13 protein-coding genes are annotated in these 16,940 nt (G+C 62.1%); 7 read left to right on the top strand and 6 right to left on the bottom strand.

Going from position 1 to position 16,940, the window contains the following annotated elements; genetic code table 11:
* Window positions 1–594: 594 nt before the first annotated feature.
* From prpF to J3P88_RS09540, 5 genes are all read right to left on the bottom strand, one after another.
* A complete protein-coding gene (prpF, locus tag J3P88_RS09560) occupies window positions 595–1,785 on the bottom strand; it encodes a 2-methylaconitate cis-trans isomerase PrpF (RefSeq protein WP_434574869.1) in 1,191 nt (396 codons plus the stop codon).
* 53 nt (window positions 1,786–1,838) lie between these two features.
* On the bottom strand, window positions 1,839–4,430 hold the full coding sequence (gene acnD / locus J3P88_RS09555) for a Fe/S-dependent 2-methylisocitrate dehydratase AcnD (protein WP_434574867.1): 2,592 nt from the start codon (window positions 4,428–4,430) through the stop codon (window positions 1,839–1,841).
* A 201-nt stretch (window positions 4,431–4,631) separates the two neighbouring features.
* Complete coding sequence (prpC, locus tag J3P88_RS09550) at window positions 4,632–5,759, bottom strand: bifunctional 2-methylcitrate synthase/citrate synthase (protein ID WP_186709666.1); 1,128 nt, start codon at window positions 5,757–5,759, stop codon at window positions 4,632–4,634.
* Between the two features lie 119 nt (window positions 5,760–5,878).
* Complete coding sequence (gene prpB / locus J3P88_RS09545; protein WP_186709668.1) at window positions 5,879–6,763, bottom strand: methylisocitrate lyase; 885 nt, start codon at window positions 6,761–6,763, stop codon at window positions 5,879–5,881.
* Window positions 6,760–7,473 (bottom strand): GntR family transcriptional regulator, encoded by a 714-nt coding sequence (locus tag J3P88_RS09540; RefSeq protein WP_053186063.1) that lies wholly within the window; start codon window positions 7,471–7,473, stop codon window positions 6,760–6,762. The genes prpB and J3P88_RS09540 overlap by 4 nt, the downstream gene beginning before the upstream one ends.
* A gap of 285 nt (window positions 7,474–7,758) precedes the next feature.
* Between J3P88_RS09540 and J3P88_RS09535 the strand changes: the two genes are divergently transcribed.
* The 4 genes from J3P88_RS09535 to pabB all read left to right on the top strand — a co-directional run bounded on the left by J3P88_RS09535 (window position 7,759) and on the right by pabB (window position 12,439).
* The gene (locus tag J3P88_RS09535) at window positions 7,759–8,295 is read left to right on the top strand and encodes an ATP-dependent zinc protease family protein (RefSeq protein WP_434574866.1); all 537 of its coding nucleotides are present in this window, start codon (window positions 7,759–7,761) and stop codon (window positions 8,293–8,295) included.
* Between the two features lie 5 nt (window positions 8,296–8,300).
* Complete coding sequence (locus tag J3P88_RS09530) at window positions 8,301–9,833, top strand: inactive transglutaminase family protein (RefSeq protein ID WP_186709676.1); 1,533 nt, start codon at window positions 8,301–8,303, stop codon at window positions 9,831–9,833.
* Window positions 9,833–10,819 carry an alpha-L-glutamate ligase-like protein gene (locus J3P88_RS09525; protein ID WP_186709677.1) on the top strand — a complete coding sequence of 329 codons (987 nt, stop codon included), beginning with the start codon at window positions 9,833–9,835 and terminating at the stop codon, window positions 10,817–10,819. The genes J3P88_RS09530 and J3P88_RS09525 overlap by 1 nt, the downstream gene beginning before the upstream one ends.
* A 276-nt stretch (window positions 10,820–11,095) precedes the next feature.
* Window positions 11,096–12,439: an aminodeoxychorismate synthase component I gene (gene pabB / locus J3P88_RS09520; protein ID WP_434574864.1), complete on the top strand. Its 1,344-nt coding sequence runs from the start codon at window positions 11,096–11,098 to the stop codon at window positions 12,437–12,439.
* Between the two features lie 147 nt (window positions 12,440–12,586).
* On the opposite strand, the gene thrH is transcribed toward pabB, so the two are convergent.
* A complete protein-coding gene (gene thrH / locus J3P88_RS09515) occupies window positions 12,587–13,204 on the bottom strand; it encodes a bifunctional phosphoserine phosphatase/homoserine phosphotransferase ThrH (protein ID WP_186730177.1) in 618 nt (205 codons plus the stop codon).
* 173 nt (window positions 13,205–13,377) lie between these two features.
* Here thrH and J3P88_RS09510 point away from each other — a divergent pair, with 173 nt between their 5' ends.
* The 3 genes from J3P88_RS09510 (at window position 13,378) to J3P88_RS09500 (ending at window position 16,888) form a co-directional block, all read left to right on the top strand.
* The gene (locus J3P88_RS09510; RefSeq protein ID WP_434574862.1) at window positions 13,378–14,121 is read left to right on the top strand and encodes a phosphoadenylyl-sulfate reductase; all 744 of its coding nucleotides are present in this window, start codon (window positions 13,378–13,380) and stop codon (window positions 14,119–14,121) included.
* A gap of 451 nt (window positions 14,122–14,572) precedes the next feature.
* On the top strand, window positions 14,573–16,099 hold the full coding sequence (locus J3P88_RS09505; RefSeq protein ID WP_434574860.1) for an NCS1 family nucleobase:cation symporter-1: 1,527 nt from the start codon (window positions 14,573–14,575) through the stop codon (window positions 16,097–16,099).
* Between the two features lie 60 nt (window positions 16,100–16,159).
* The gene (locus tag J3P88_RS09500) at window positions 16,160–16,888 is read left to right on the top strand and encodes an aspartate/glutamate racemase family protein (protein ID WP_060741345.1); all 729 of its coding nucleotides are present in this window, start codon (window positions 16,160–16,162) and stop codon (window positions 16,886–16,888) included.
* Window positions 16,889–16,940: the final 52 nt, after the last annotated feature.

The raw sequence follows: 16,940 nt of genomic DNA, 5'->3' as shown, positions 1-16,940 counted from the left end.
GAGCAAGCCCGCTCCCACAGGTTTGATCGTGGATGTTCGAAGATTCTGTGTTCACCACAAATCCACTGTGGGAGCGGGCTTGCTCGCGAAAGGGACGGCACATTCAACATTGGCGTCGACTGATACACCGCCATCGCGAGCAGGCTCGCTCCCACAGGTTTGATCGTGGATGTTCGAAGATTCAGTGTTCACCACAAATCCACTGTGGGAGCGGGCTTGCTCGCGAAAGGGTCGGCACATTCAACATTGGCGTCGACTGATACACCGCCATCGCGAGCAAGCCCGCTCCCACAGGTTTGATCGTGGATGTTCGAAGATTCTGTGTTCACCACAAATCCACTGTGGGAGCGGGCTTGCTCGCGAAAGGGTCGGCGCATTCAACATTGGCGTCGACTGATACACCGCCATCGCGAGCAAGCCCGCTCCCACAGGTTTGATCGTGGATGTTCGAAGATTCTGTGTTCACCACAAATCCACTGTGGGAGCGGGCTTGCTCGCGAAAGGGTCGGCACATTCAACATTGGCGTCGACTGATCGACCGCCATCGCGAGCAGGCTCGCTCCCACAGGTTTTGGTTATTCCTGAAGTATTGAGTTAGAAAGCATCCCCCGGCACCCGCACGAACCCTTCCATCAACACCCGCGCACTGCGGCTCATGATGGCTTTTTTCACGGTCCATTCGCCGTTGACCTGGCTGGCCTCGGCGCCGACGCGCAAGGTACCGGACGGATGACCGAAGCGCACGGCGTTGCGCTCGATGCCCCCCGCCGCGAGATTCACCAAGGTGCCGGAAATCGCCGCGGCCGTGCCGATGGCCACTGCTGCCGTACCCATCATGGCGTGGTGCAGCTTGCCCATGGACAACGCCCGTACCAACAGATCAACGTCACCAGCCACCACGGCTTTCCCGCTGGATGAAACGTAGTCCGCCGGCGGTGCCACGAATGCCACTTTCGGCGTGTGCTGGCGCTGGGCGGCTTCGTCCAGGTGCTTGATCAAGCCCATGCGCAAGGCACCGTGGGCGCGAATGGTTTCGAACATCGCCAACGCCTTGGGGTCGCCATTGATAGCACCTTGCAACTCGGTGCCGGTGTAGCCCACATCGCGAGCATTGATGAAAATCGTCGGGATCCCGGCGTTGATCAGCGTCGCCTTCAAAGTGCCGACACCGGGCACCTCCAAGTCATCCACCAAATGGCCGGTCGGGAACATCGAGCCGCCACCGCCCTCTTCCTCAGCCGCCGGGTCCATGAACTCCAACTGCACTTCGGCCGCCGGAAAGGTCACGCCGTCGAGTTCGAAGTCACCGGTTTCCTGCACCGCGCCCTCGGTGATCGGCACATGGGCGATGATGGTCTTGCCGATGTTGGCCTGCCAGATCCGCACCACGGCCACGCCGTTGTGCGGAATACGGTCGGGCTCCACCAAACCACTGCTGATCGCAAACGACCCCACCGCCGCCGACAGGTTGCCGCAGTTGCCGCTCCAGTCCACGAACGGTTTATCGATGGACACCTGGCCGAACAGGTAATCGACATCGTGCTCGGCCCGGGTGCTCTTGGACAGGATCACCGTCTTGCTGGTGCTGGACGTCGCGCCACCCATGCCATCGATCTGCTTCTCGTACGGGTCAGGGCTGCCGATCACCCGCAGCAGAAGGGCGTCCCGGGCCGGGCCAGGGACGCGGGCCGCTTCGGGCAGGTCTTGCAGGCTGAAGAACACGCCTTTGCTGGTGCCGCCACGCATGTAGGTCGCGGGGATCTTGATTTGAGGCGAGTGAGCCATGGTGCTCCAACTCCTGAAAAAACGGGTGGCCGGAAAAGGGCCACCCAAGCGATTTAAACGGCCACCGCCGACTCAAGGAAGTCCTGGGCAAAACGTTGCAGCACGCCCCCGGCTTCGTAGATCGACACTTCTTCGGCGGTATCGAGGCGGCAGGTCACTGGCACTTCGACGCGCTCGCCGTTCTTGCGAGTGATGACCAGGGTCAGCGTCGCCCGCGGGGTGCGCTCGCCGATCACGTCATAGATTTCGCTGCCGTCGATGCCCAGGGTCTTGCGATCGGTACCGGGCTTGAACTCCAACGGCAACACGCCCATGCCCACCAGGTTGGTGCGGTGGATGCGCTCGAACCCTTCGGCCGCGATCGCCTCGACACCCGCCAGGCGCACGCCCTTGGCCGCCCAGTCCCGGGACGAACCCTGGCCATAGTCGGCACCGGCGATGATGATCAGCGGCTGCTTGCGCTCCATGTAGGTCTCGATGGCCTCCCACATGCGCATGACTTTGCCTTCCGGCTCGACCCGGGCCAGGGAACCCTGCTTGACCTTACCGTCCTCAACGACCATTTCGTTGAACAGTTTCGGGTTGGCGAAAGTGGCGCGCTGCGCGGTCAGGTGGTCGCCGCGGTGGGTCGCGTAGGAGTTGAAGTCCTCTTCCGGCAGGCCCATTTTCGCCAGGTATTCGCCGGCGGCACTGTCCAGCATGATGGCGTTGGACGGCGACAGGTGATCGGTGGTGATGTTGTCCGGCAGCACCGCCAGCGGGCGCATGCCCTTGAGCGGCCGCGCACCGGCCAGCGCGCCTTCCCAATACGGCGGACGGCGGATGTAGGTGCTTTGTGGGCGCCATTCGTACAGCGGCGTCACTTTCGGCCCGGTGTCTTCCTGGATAGCGAACATCGGGATGTACACCTGGCGGAACTGCTCGGGTTTCACCGACGCCTTGACCACGGCGTCGATTTCTTCATCGCTCGGCCAGATGTCTTTGAGGCGGATTTCCCGACCGTCCACCACGCCCAGCACATCCTTCTCGATGTCGAAACGAATGGTCCCGGCGATGGCATACGCGACCACCAGCGGCGGCGAGGCCAGGAACGCCTGCTTGGCGTACGGATGGATACGCCCGTCAAAGTTGCGGTTGCCCGACAACACGGCGGTGGCGTACAGGTCGCGATCGATGATTTCCTGCTGGATCACCGGGTCCAACGCACCCGACATGCCGTTACAGGTGGTGCAGGCGAACGCCACCACGCCGAAGCCCAGCTTCTCGAGTTCGGACGTCAGGCCGGCTTCATCCAGGTACAACGCCACGGTTTTCGAACCCGGCGCCAAGGACGACTTGACCCACGGCTTGCGGGCCAGGCCCAGGCGGTTGGCGTTGCGCGCCAGCAGGCCGGCGGCGATCACGTTGCGCGGGTTGCTGGTGTTGGTACAACTGGTGATCGCGGCGATGATCACCGCGCCGTCGGGCATTTGTCCGGGCACATCGTCCCACCGGCCGGAGATGCCTTTGGCGGCCAGGTCCGACACCGCGACACGGGCGTGGGGGTTGCTGGGACCTGCCATGTTGCGCACCACCGACGACAGGTCGAAGGTCAGGCCACGCTCGTATTGCGCGCCCTTGAGGCTATCGGCCCACAGGCCCACGTGCTTGGCATAGGTTTCCACCAACTGCACCTGGGTGTCTTCGCGGCCGGTGAGCTTCAGGTAATCGATCGTCTGTTGATCGATATGGAACATCGCCGCCGTGGCGCCGTATTCCGGGGCCATGTTGGAGATGGTCGCGCGGTCGCCCAAGGTGAGGGCGCTGGCGCCTTCGCCGAAGAACTCCAGCCACGCCCCGACGACTTTCTGCTTGCGCAGGAACTCGGTCAGCGCCAGCACCATGTCGGTGGCGGTAATGCCCGGTTGCAGCTTGCCGGTCAGCTCGACGCCGACGATTTCCGGCAGGCGCATCCACGAGGCGCGACCGAGCATGACGCTCTCGGCTTCCAGGCCACCGACGCCGATGGCGATCACGCCCAGGGCATCGACGTGGGGCGTGTGGCTGTCGGTGCCGACGCAGGTGTCGGGGAAGGCCACGCCGTCACGCTGCTGGATCACCGGCGACATTTTTTCCAGGTTGATCTGGTGCATGATCCCGTTGCCCGGCGGAATCACATCGACGTTCTTGAAGGCTTTCTTGGTCCAGTTGATGAAGTGGAAGCGGTCTTCGTTGCGGCGGTCTTCGATGGCGCGGTTCTTGGCGAAGGCTTGCGGGTCGGAACCACCGCTTTCCACCGCCAGGGAATGGTCGACGATCAGTTGCGTCGGCACCACCGGGTTGACCTGCGCCGGGTCGCCACCCTGCAAGGCGATGGCGTCACGCAAACCGGCGAGGTCCACCAGGGCAGTCTGGCCGAGGATGTCATGGCACACCACGCGCGCCGGGAACCACGGGAAGTCCAGGTCGCGCTTGCGCTCGATCAGTTGCAGCAGCGACTCGCGCAGCGTGGCCGGGTCGCAGCGCCGCACCAGGTTTTCCGCCAGCACGCGGGAGGTATACGGCAGGCCGTCATAGGCGCCGGGGCGGATGGCCTCCACTGCCCCGCGAACGTCGAAATAATCCAGCGAAGTGCCGGGCAGCGGTTTGCGAAATTCTGTGTTCATCGTCAGGACTCGGGTCACGGTGGTTTCAGAAGGGTTGGCGCAACCATTGAAGTCAACACATTCCCCTGTGGGAGCGGGCTTGCTTGCGAATGCGGTGTATCAGCCGACATCAATGTTGAATGTCAGTCCGTCTTCGCGAGCAAGCCCGCTCCCACAAGGGGTTTTCGGTTCCTTCAGTTCCTGCGGCTAGAACCCTCCAGCTCAGCGTCGTTCGATTGGCACGAACTTGCGCTGTTCGACGCCGGTGTATTCGGCGCTCGGTCGGATGATGCGATTGTTGGCGCGTTGTTCGAACACGTGGGCGGCCCAGCCGGTCAGGCGCGAGCAAACGAAGATCGGCGTAAACAACTTGGTCGGGATGCCCATGAAGTGGTACGCCGAGGCATGGTAGAAATCGGCGTTGGGGAACAGTTTTTTCTGCTCCCACATGGTCTTGTCGATGGCTTCGGAGACCGGGAACAGCACCGTGTCGCCCACTTCGTCAGCGAGTTTTTTCGACCAGCCCTTGATCACCTCGTTGCGCGGGTCGTTGTCCTTATAGATCGCGTGGCCGAAGCCCATGATCTTGTCCTTGCGCGCCAGCATGCCGAGGGTGCCTTCGATGGCGTCCTGGGGTGAGCTGAAGCGCTCGATCATTTCCATCGCCGCTTCGTTGGCCCCGCCATGCAACGGGCCCCGCAGGGAACCGATGGCGGCGGTGATGCAGGAGAACAGATCCGACAAGGTGGAGGCGCAGACCCGGGCAGTGAAGGTCGAAGCGTTGAATTCGTGCTCGGCGTAGAGGATCAGCGAGACATTCATCACCTTGACGTGCAGCTCGCTCGGTTTCTTGCCGTGCAGCAGGTGCAGGAAGTGCCCGCCGATGGACACTTCGTCGGTCACACAGTCGATGCGCTGGCCTTGGTGGCTGAAGCGATACCAATAGCACATGATCGCCGGGAACGCGGCCAGCAGGCGATCGGTCTTGTCGTGCTGCTGGGAGAAATCCTGCTCGGGTTCCAGGTTGCCCAGGAACGAGCAACCGGTGCGCATCACGTCCATCGGGTGGGCGTCGGCGGGAATGCGCTCCAGCACTTCTTTCAAGGCTTGGGGCAAATCGCGCAACTGGCGCAGTTTACCGGTGTAGGCGTCCAACTGGGCCTGGGTCGGCAGCTCGCCGTACAGCAGCAGGTAGGCGACTTCTTCAAATTGCGCATCTGCCGCCAGGTCGCGAACATCGTAGCCGCGATAGGTCAGGCCGGCGCCCGATTGGCCCACAGTGGACAAGGCGGTTTGCCCGGCCACCTGGCCACGGAGCCCGGCGCCACTGAGTACTTTTGCTTCGGCCATTGGCTGTCTCCATTTTTTAGATTTGTAGAGATTGGAAAAAGATCGCAGCCTCGTTGCACTCGACAGCTCCTACACAGCTCCTACGAGGAGCTGTCGAGCGAAGCGAGGCTGCGATCTGTTCATTTTTTCGCCGCGAACAACGCATCGAGCTTCTGCTCGAAGGTGTGGTAGTCGATGCGATCGTAAAGCTCCATGCGGGTCTGCATGGTGTCGATGACATTCTGTTGCGTGCCGTCGCGGCGAATCGCGGTGTAGACGTTTTCGGCCGCCTTGTTCATGGCCCGGAAGGCCGACAACGGGTACAGCACCAGGGACACGTCGGCTCCGCCCAGCTGTTCGGTGGTGTACAGCGGGGTCGCGCCGAATTCGGTGATGTTGGCCAGGATCGGCGCTTTCACGCGGCTGGCGAACAGCTTGTACATTTCAAGTTCGGTGATGGCTTCGGGGAAAATCATGTCGGCACCGGCCTCGATGCACGCGGCGGCGCGGTCCAGGGCCGATTCCAAGCCTTCCACCGCCAGGGCATCGGTACGGGCCATGATCACGAAACTGTCATCGGTACGGGCGTCGACGGCGGCCTTGATGCGGTCGACCATCTCCTGCTGGGAGACGATTTCCTTGTTCGGACGGTGGCCGCAACGCTTGGCGCCAACCTGGTCCTCAATATGGATCGCCGCCGCGCCGAACTTGATCATCGACTTGACCGTGCGCGCCACGTTGAACGCCGAGGAGCCGAAACCGGTGTCCACGTCCACCAGCAGCGGCAGGTCGCACACGTCGGTGATGCGACGCACATCGGTCAGCACGTCATCCAGGCCGGTGATGCCCAGGTCCGGCACGCCGAGGGAACCGGCCGCGACGCCGCCACCCGACAGGTAAATCGCCTTGAAACCGGCGCGCTTGGCCAGCAGCGCGTGGTTGGCGTTGATCGTGCCGACCACTTGCAGCGGATGCTCGCTGGCGACCGCATCGCGGAAACGCTGGCCTGGAGTGCTGTTGCTCATGACTCACCTCGTTCAGTGGCGGCGCTGTCCTGGAAATGACGCGCAATGTTGCGTTTGGAGGCGCCGATGTGCCGGCGCATCAATAATTCAGCCAGTTCGCCGTCACGGTCGGCGATGGCGTCGAGGATCCGATGGTGCTCGGCAAAGGCCTGGCGCGGACGGTTGGGCGTGGTGGAGAACTGGATGCGGTACATGCGCACCAATTGGTATAGCTCGCCGCACAGCATCTGCGTCAGGGTGCGGTTGCCGCTGCCCTGGATGATCCGGTAATGAAAGTCGAAATCGCCTTCCTGCTGGTAATAACCGACACCAGCCTGGAACGCCGCATCGCGCTCGTGGGTCTCCAGGACCCGGCGCAGTTCGTCGATTTCTTCCAGGGTCATGCGTTCGGCCGCCAGGCGGCAGGCCATGCCTTCGAGGGATTCACGGATCTCGTAGAGTTCCAGCAGCTCGGCGTGGCTCAGCGAGACCACCCGGGCACCGACGTGGGGCACCCGTACCAGCAGGCGCTGGCCTTCCAGGCGGTGAATGGCCTCGCGCAGCGGCCCGCGGCTGATGCCGTAGGTGCGCGCCAGCTCGGGCTCGGAGATCTTGCTGCCGGGGGCGATCTCGCCCTTGACGATGGCGGCCTGGATACGCCGGAAGACGTTCTCGGACAGGGTCTCCGAGTCGTCCTGAACCATCACCGGGGTTTCGAGCTGATCGAGCATATTGTCGACACCTTGAAAATCAATACGGCAAAAACTAACCAATATCGCCCTTAGCGTCAAAACAAAAATCAACATTGTCGACAATCGTCTAATAAACGCCTTAGCGATAACCCTGCTGCATGAAGAGACTCGTAGCGTCCGGCCAGCGGTGGCGTCAGAAAACCACCGTGCTAGAATGCCGCGGTTATTCGCCGCTCTCCTTTTTATAGAGAAAGGCTGCCTAGGGAGCTTGTGCAGCAATGCCAGGGCCTGAACCGATAAACGGAACGCTGCGCACCAGGATCTATGACACTCAAGCCCTTATCTGCTGCTTTCTATTTCATGTGCCTGCCGGGGCTTGCCGTGGCGGGTGAAAAAACCGTGTACGGCCTCAACGAATATGCCGCCCTGCAGGGCATCGACCTGGAGGTCGCCGCCAAGCTGGACACCGGCGCCAAGACCGCCTCACTCAGTGCCCGGGACATCAAGCGCTTCAAGCGCAAGGGCGAATCCTGGGTGCGCTTTTACCTGGCCATCGACGCGGCCCACTCGCACCCCATCGAACGTCCGCTGGCCCGGGTCAGCAAGATCAAGCGCCGCGCCGGTGACTACGACCCGGATGAAGGCAAGAAATACACGGCCCGGCCGGTCATCGAACTGGACATCTGCATGGGCTCGGCCCTGCGCAGCATCGAAGTGAACCTGACCGACCGCAGCGCCTTCCAATACCCGTTGCTGATCGGTTCCGAGGCGCTCAAGCGCTTCGACGCGCTGGTCGACCCCAGTCTTAAATACGCTGCCGGCAAACCCGCCTGCGCCAATGCCGCTCAAACCGCAGAGTAATTCCAATGCGCTCCCTTACCCTCCATCTGAAAATGCTGATCGCCATCCTGGTGGTGCTGGGCCTGTCGGTAACGGCCTATCAGATTTTCGTGCTCGGCATCCCGGTCACCGAAGACGCCACCGACGACTTGTGGAACATCGACGCCAAGGTCGAGTTCGTGCCCAACGCCAAGGATCCGGTGAAGATCCAGATGTTCGTGCCGCCCCTGAGCCGTGACTACGTGAGCCTCAACGAGAGTTTCATTTCCAATAACTACGGTGTGGCGGTGAACCGGGTCGACGGCAACCGCAAGGTGACCTGGTCGGCCCGTCGCGCCAAGGGCAACCAGACCCTGTATTACCGTCTGGTGCTGACCAAGCGCTACAGCGCCGAGAAAACCAAGGTCAAGGGCCCGACCTTCCGCGACAGCATCGCCGTCGAAGGCCCGGAAAAACTCGCCGCCGAAGCCCTGCTCGCACCGATCCGCCAGCACTCGGCCGACGTCGAGACGTTCATCAGCGAAGCGATCAAGCGGGTCAACAACCTCAACGACGACAACGTCAAGCTGTTGCTGGCCGGTGACCCTTCGTCGGCCAACAAGGCGCGCATCGTCGAATTGGTGCTGTCCATCGCCCACGTGCCGGTGGAAAAGGTCCACACCATCCGCCTGGTGGCCGACCAACCGCAGACACCTGAGTTGTGGCTACGCAGTTTCAACGGCACCGACTGGCTGTATTTCAACCCGGACTCCGGCGAACAGGGCCTGCCCACCGACCGCCTGCTGTGGTGGACCGGCGATGAAAACCTGATCACCGTCGATGGCGGCAAGAAAGCCACCGTCACCTTCAGCATGAACAACAGCGAAATGAACGCCATTCGCCTGGCCAAGCTGACGGACGAGAACACCGACGCCAACTTCCTCGAATATTCCCTCTATGGCCTGCCGCTGCAGACCCAGCAAACCTTCATGATCATGGTGATGATCCCGATTGGTGTGCTGGTGATCCTGGTGCTGCGCAACCTGATCGGCCTGCAAACCCTGGGGACCTTCACCCCGGTGCTGATCGCCCTGGCCTTCCGCGAAACCCAACTGGGCTTCGGCATCATCCTGTTCACGGTGATCACCACCCTGGGCCTGTCGCTGCGTTCGTACCTGGAGCACCTCAAGCTGCAAATGCTGCCGAGGCTCTCGGTGGTGCTGACGTTCGTGGTGGTGCTGATCGCCGCCATCAGCCTGTTCAGCCATAAGCTGGGCCTGGAGCGCGGCTTGTCGGTGGCGCTGTTCCCAATGGTGATCCTGACCATGACCATCGAACGCCTGTCCATCACCTGGGAAGAGCGCGGCGCCGGCCACGCGATGAAAGTCGCCATTGGCACCCTGTTCGCCGCGTCCCTGGCGCACCTGATCATGAGCGTGCCGGAACTGGTCTACTTCGTGTTCACCTTCCCGGCGATCCTGCTGATCCTGGTGGGCTTCATGCTGGCCATGGGTCGTTATCGCGGCTACCGCCTGACCGAGTTGGTGCGGTTCAAGGCCTTCCTCAAGGCAGACTCCTGATGTTCGGCTTCTGGAAGACCTGGAAGGCCCTGGAGGCCCGGGGCATCATGGGCATCAACCGGCGTAATGCCGACTACGTGCTCAAGTACAACAAGCGCAGCCTGTACCCCATCGTCGATGACAAGATCATCACCAAGGAACGGGCCATCGCCGCCGGCATCCATGTGCCGGAGCTGTACGGGGTGATCTCCACCGAAAAGGAAATCGACAAGCTCGACGAGATCATCGGCGGGCGCACCGACTTCGTGATCAAGCCGGCCCAGGGCGCTGGCGGCGACGGCATCATCGTCATCGCCGACCGCTTCGAAGGTCGCTATCGCACGGTGTCCGGCAAGATCATCAGCCATGAGGAGATCGAGCACCATGTCTCCAGCATCCTCACTGGCCTGTATTCCTTGGGCGGTCACCGTGACCGGGCGCTGATCGAGTACCGCGTGACGCCGGACCAGATCTTCAAGAGCATCAGCTACGAAGGCGTGCCGGACATCCGCATCATCGTGCTGATGGGCTATCCGGTGATGGCCATGCTGCGCTTGCCGACCCGTCAGTCCGGCGGCAAGGCCAACCTGCACCAGGGCGCCATCGGCGTGGGCGTCGACCTCGCCACCGGCCTGACCCTGCGCGGCACCTGGCTGAACAACATCATCACCAAACACCCCGACACCACCAACGCGGTGGACGGCGTGCAACTGCCCTACTGGGACGGCTTCATGAAACTGGCCGCCGGTTGCTATGAACTGTGCGGGCTGGGCTACATCGGCGTCGACATGGTGCTGGACCAGGAGAAAGGGCCGTTGATCCTGGAGCTGAACGCCCGCCCGGGCCTGAACATCCAGATCGCCAACGATTGCGGCCTGACCTTGCGCACCCACGCGGTGGAAGCCCGCCTGGAAGAACTCCAGGCCCGCGGCGTTATCGAAACCGCGCAAGAGCGCGTGGCGTTTGCCCAGGAGTTGTTTGGGCATATTCCGCCGGTTGAGGGGTGAAGCTGAGGATGAAAACCGAAGCTGAAGGTTGAACCCTGTGGCGAGGGAGCTTGCTCCCGCTGGGTTGCGCAGCAACCCCAAAGCCCAGCACCTCGGTGTATCAGAATGATGCGCTCAACTGCCCAGGGGGCCGCTTCGCAGCCCAGCGGGAGCAAGCTCCCTCGCCACGGGTCTCATTGAAGCTTCAGACCTGTTCAATACCGACATCCCCCTAGGAGCAAATCCTACAGGGGATTACAATCGCTCCCCCGCCTGAACGGCCGACCCACCCCGCCCATGCCAACCTGCTCCGTACACCCGTTGCCCTACCGCGCCAACCCCGCCGAATACTTCGCGGCGATTCGTCATGCTCCCGGCAGCGTGCTGCTCGACAGTGGCCGGCCAAGCGCCGAGCGTGGGCGTTACGACCTGCTCAGCGCCTGGCCGCTGGCACAACTGGCGGTGTTGCCGAACGAGAGCGGCGGCGATTTCCTGCAACGCCTGCGTACTCATCTGACGCAACTGGGCGACGCGGTACTGCCGGCCACGGTGCAATTGCCCTTCGCCGGCGGCCTGATCGGCTACTTGAGCTACGACTTCGGCCGGCACCTCGAAACCCTGCCGTCCCACGCCCAGGACGACTTGCAACTGCCCGACGCACGTTTCGGCGTGTACGACTGGGCGCTGGTCAGCGACCATCAGGCGGGTACCAGCCAACTGGTGTTCCACCCCCATTGCGGCGAAGGCGACCGCCAGCGCCTGATTACACTGTTCAGCCAGCCGACCCCGGCGCCCTTTCCGCCGTTCAGCCTTGAAGGACCGATGACGCCGGACCTCAGCGCCGACGCCTATCGACAGGCGTTCGAACGCATCCAGGCGTATATCCAGGCCGGCGACTGCTACCAGGTCAACTTTGCCCAACGCTTTCGCGCGCCTTGCCAGGGTGATGCCTGGGCCGCTTACCAGGCGCTGCGGGCGGCGTGCCCAACGCCGTTTTCCGGTTTCCAGAGCCTGCCGGAGGGCGGCGCGGTGCTGAGCCTGTCCCCGGAGCGCTTCGTCAAGGTCAGCGAAGGCCAGGTCGAAACCCGTCCGATCAAGGGCACCCGCCCCCGTGGCACAACGCCCGAGGAGGACGCGGCCCACGCCGCCGAGCTGCTGGCCAGCCCCAAGGACCGGGCGGAAAACCTGATGATCGTTGACCTGCTGCGCAACGACCTGGGCCGCACCTGCCGCATCGGCTCGGTGCGGGTGCCGGAGTTGTTCAGCCTGGAAAGCTACCCCAACGTGCATCACCTGGTCAGCAGCGTGACGGGCGAACTGGCTGTGGATAAAGACGCCCTGGACCTGATCGCGGGCAGCTTCCCTGGAGGTTCGATCACCGGCGCGCCGAAAATCCGCGCCATGCAAATCATCGACGAACTCGAACCGACCCGGCGCGGGCTGTATTGCGGCTCGTTGCTGTACTTGGACGTGCGCGGGGAAATGGACAGTTCCATCGCCATCCGCAGCCTGTTGGTCAAGGATGGGCAAGTGTGCTGCTGGGGCGGTGGCGGGATTGTCGCGGACTCGGATTGGGAGGCCGAGTATCAGGAGTCGATTACCAAGGTTCGGGTGTTGCTCGAAACCTTGCAGAACCTCTAAAGCATCGCGGGCAAGCCTTGCTCCCACAGGTTGGTGTGGTGCCACCTGTGGGAGCAAGGCTTGCCCGCGATGACAGTGTGTCAGTCGACATCAATGCCAGCTGGCATACCGCAATCGCGAGCAGACTCGCTCCCACAGGGGTTGGGGTTACAGGCTCAGATTGCGGTTCGAGGCCTTGAGGAATTCCTGCTTCAACTCGGCAAACGTATGCACCGCCGGGAATTGCGGGAACTCACGAATGACATTCTCCGGCGCATGGAACAGAATCCCGGCATCGGCTTCGCCCAGCATCGTGGTGTCGTTGTAGGAATCCCCCGCCGCAATCACCCGGTAGTACAGGCTCTTGAAGGCCAGGACCGACTGGCGCTTGGGATCTTTCTGACGCAACTGGTAGCCGGTCACCCGCCCGCCGTCATCGGTAATCAGGCGATGGCAGAGCAAGGTCGGGAAGCCCAGCTGGCGCATCAGCGGTTGGGAAAACTCATAGAACGTGTCGGACAGAATCACCACCTGGAAGCGCTCGCGCAGCCAGTCGACGAACTCGATGGCACCGTCCAGCGGCTTGAGGGTGGCGATGACTTCCTGGATATCGGAGAGCTTGAGGCCATGCTCGTCGAGGATGCGCAACCGTTGCTTCATCAGCACATCGTAGTCGGGAATGTCCCGAGTGGTTGCCCTGAGGGATTCAATCCCGGTTTTTTCAGCGAAGGCGATCCAGATCTCCGGGACCAGCACACCTTCCAGGTCGAGACAGGCAATTTCCACAAGACACTCCCATTTTTTTGATGTTTATCGGTTGAGCGAACAAAAGGCCTGCCGACTCTAGCCATTCGTCGAAGCCCGCGCAACGCACAGGGACGCGCCAGCCCCGACAGCTTTTGTTACCATCAGCCCCATATAGAGCGCCCAGCGCCACCGACCTGTAGGAAACCGCCCTGATGAGCCCATCGTTTGACGTCGTGGAACTCGCCACGACCTATGCCAACAAGTCCCCGCAGGACATCCTCAAGCTGGCTTTCGCCGAATTCGGCGATGACCTGTGGTTGTCCTTCAGCGGCGCCGAAGACGTGGTGCTGGTGGACATGGCCTGGAAACTGAACAAGAACGTCAAGGTGTTCAGCCTCGACACCGGTCGCCTGCACCCGGAGACCTATCGGTTCATCGACCAAGTGCGCGAGCACTACAAGATCGACATCGAACTGGTGTCGCCGGACCACACGAAACTTGAACCCTTCGTGAAGGAAAAAGGCCTGTTCAGCTTCTACAAGGACGGTCATGGCGAGTGCTGCGGCATCCGCAAGATCGAGCCGCTGCGGCGCAAACTGACCGATGTCCGCGCCTGGGCCACCGGCCAGCGCCGTGACCAGAGCCCCGGCACCCGCAGCCAGGTGGCGGTGCTGGAAATCGACACGGCGTTCTCTACCCCCGAGCGCACCCTGTACAAATTCAACCCCCTGTCGCAGATGACCAGCGAAGAAGTCTGGGGCTACATCCGCATGCTCGAACTGCCTTACAACAGCCTGCATGAACGCGGCTTCATCAGCATTGGCTGCGAACCTTGCACCCGCCCGGTGCTGCCGAACCAACACGAGCGCGAAGGCCGCTGGTGGTGGGAAGAAGCCACGCAGAAAGAATGCGGGCTGCACGCCGGCAACATCATTGCCAAATCCAAGACCGTCTAAGCGAGCGCCAGACTCTGTACACAAAAATGTCACCACAAGTGCCATTTTTGTGTGCACTTACTTCGTAACTGCCCCGAAAGGTTACACCTTCCCTCCCGCGTTATCTGCTCTCCCTTCTTCACTGGCGTTCGCCAAAAAATAAATACCTGTTTAAACGGTCAGTTTTAAATCACGGTATTTCAGCTAGTTATTTAAAGCCCATAACAAAACGAAATTAGTGCTGCAACGGATAGGTCCGTAAGTGGCATAAATCTGGCTTGAGTCGACAAGTGTTTTGTATACAACATCTATAAAACATACACACACTTAGATCCGCAAGCCTGAAGCGCCCTATCCCGTACAGGCTGCAGATGCCCCGTAACCAATGATGCTCGCCCGCCGCGACGAAGATTTGTCGAGCCTCGCGCTCATGCACAGTCATCGCAGCGCCGAGAATCAGGAGCCTGCCGGAATGCGTACAAGTCTCTCCAATAACATCGCGCTGGATCTGCCCTCCTCCACCCCCGCCCTCGAAGACCACACCGCGTCCCTGGCACTGAGCCCGAGGCTGCACAACAAGGACCTGGCGCCGACCAAGGCCGAAGGCCGCCGCTGGGGCCGCTACAGCATCTTTGCCCTGTGGACCAACGACGTACACAACATCGCCAACTACTCCTTCGCCATCGGCCTCTATGCCTTGGGCCTGGGTGGCTGGCAAATCTTGCTGTCCCTGGGGATCGGCGCGGCGCTGGTGTATGGCTTCATGAACCTGTCCGGCTACATGGGCCAGAAAACCGGGGTGCCGTTCCCGGTGATCAGCCGGATCAGCTTCGGCATCCACGGCGCGCAGATTCCTGCGTTGATCCGCGCGGTCATCGCCATTGCCTGGTTCGGGATCCAGACCTACCTGGCATCGGTGGTGTTCCGCGTGTTGCTGGTGGCGATACACCCGGGATTCGCCGACTACGACCGCGACTCGATCCTCGGCCTGTCGAGCCTGGGCTGGGTGTGTTTCGTGGCGATCTGGTTCGTGCAACTGGTGATCCTGGCCTACGGCATGGAGATGGTGCGCCGCTATGAAGGCTTTGCCGGCCCGGTGATCCTGGTGACTGTCGCGGCCCTCGCCGGCTGGATGTACACCCAGGCCGACGCCACCATTGCCTGGTCAATTCGCGAGCCGCTGACCGGAGGCGAAATGTGGCGCAATATCTTTGCCGGTGGCGCGCTGTGGCTGTCGATCTATGGCACCTTGATTCTCAACTTCTGCGATTTCGCCCGCTCCTCGCCGTGCCGCCGGACCATCATCGTCGGCAATTTCTGGGGCCTGCCGGTGAACATCCTGGTGTTTGCCGGGATCACCATCCTGCTCTGCGGCGCCCAATTCCAGATCAACGGGCAGATCATTGAAAGCCCGACCCAGGTCATCGCCTCGATTCCCAACACGTTCTTCCTCGTGCTCGGCTGCCTGGCCTTCCTGATCGTCACCGTGGCGGTGAACATCATGGCCAACTTCGTCGCCCCGGCCTTTGTCCTCAGCAACCTGGCGCCCAAGTACCTGACCTTCCGCCGCGCCGGGCTGATCAGCGCCGCCATCGCCGTGCTGATCCTGCCGTGGAACCTCTACAACAGCCCGCTGGTGATCGTGTACTTCCTGTCCGGCCTCGGTGCCCTGCTCGGGCCGTTGTACGGCGTGATCATGGTCGACTACTGGCTGCTGCGAAAAGGCCGCATCAACGTGCCGCAACTGTACAGCGAGGACCCAAACGGTGCGTACTTCTACAGCAACGGGGTCAACCTGCGTGCCGTGGCGGCATTTATTCCGGCCGCGCTGATCGCCATCATCCTGGCCCTGGTGCCCGGTTTTGACGCCGTCTCACCGTTTTCCTGGCTGATTGGCGCTTCGATTGCAGGGTTGTTTTACCTGATCATCGCCAAGCGCCAGCCGTATTACGAGGACGTCAGCGGTGAGTCCATCGCTGTGGATAACGTTCATCATTGATCGCCCGAACGGCCCGCCCGGTTCGGGCCGCTTACTTTTGTGTGTTAAGGAGGACAGCTCGTGCGAATTCTCGTGGTCAACGTCAACACCACCGAATCCATCACCCAAGCCATCGCCCGCCAGGCCCAGGCCGTCGCCGCGCCGGGCACCGAGATCGTCGGGCTCACGCCACATTTCGGCGCCGACTCCATCGAGGGCAATTTTGAAAGCTACCTGGCGGCCATCGCGGTGATGGACCGGGTGATGTCCTACGACCAGCCGTTCGATGCGGTGATCCAGGCCGGCTATGGCGAACACGGTCGTGAAGGCCTGCAGGAACTGCTGAACGTGCCGGTGGTGGACATCACCGATGCGGGCGCCAGCACGGCCATGTTCCTCGGCCATGCCTATTCGGTGGTTACCACCCTGGACCGCACCGTGCCGCTGATCGAAGACCGGCTCAAGCTGTCCGGCCTGTTCGACCGCTGCGCCTCGGTACGGGCCAGTGGCCTGGCGGTGCTGGAGCTTGAGCAGGATCCGCAGCGGGCGGTTGAAGCCATCGTCCGGCAGGCCGAGCTGGCAGTCAGCCAGGACAAGGCCGAAGTGATCTGCCTGGGCTGTGGCGGCATGGCCGGGCTCGATGAACAGATCCGCCAGCGCACCGGGGTGCCGGTGGTCGATGGGGTGACAGCGGCGGTGACCATTGCCGAATCGCTGGTGCGGTTGGGATTGTCGACGTCGAAAGTGCGCACCTATGCCACGCCGCGGCCCAAGACCATTATTGGCTGGCCGGGGCGGTTTGGGCGGTGAGTGCATGACTTTAGACCGGGGCGCCCCCTTCGCGAGCAAGCCCGCTCCCACA

This window comes from Pseudomonas sp. Z3-6 (assembly GCF_051131985.1).
Lineage (GTDB): Bacteria > Pseudomonadota > Gammaproteobacteria > Pseudomonadales > Pseudomonadaceae > Aquipseudomonas > Aquipseudomonas zanjanensis.
Note: the sequence above shows the minus strand (reverse complement) of the source record. Positions and strands in the feature narration are given on the sequence as shown.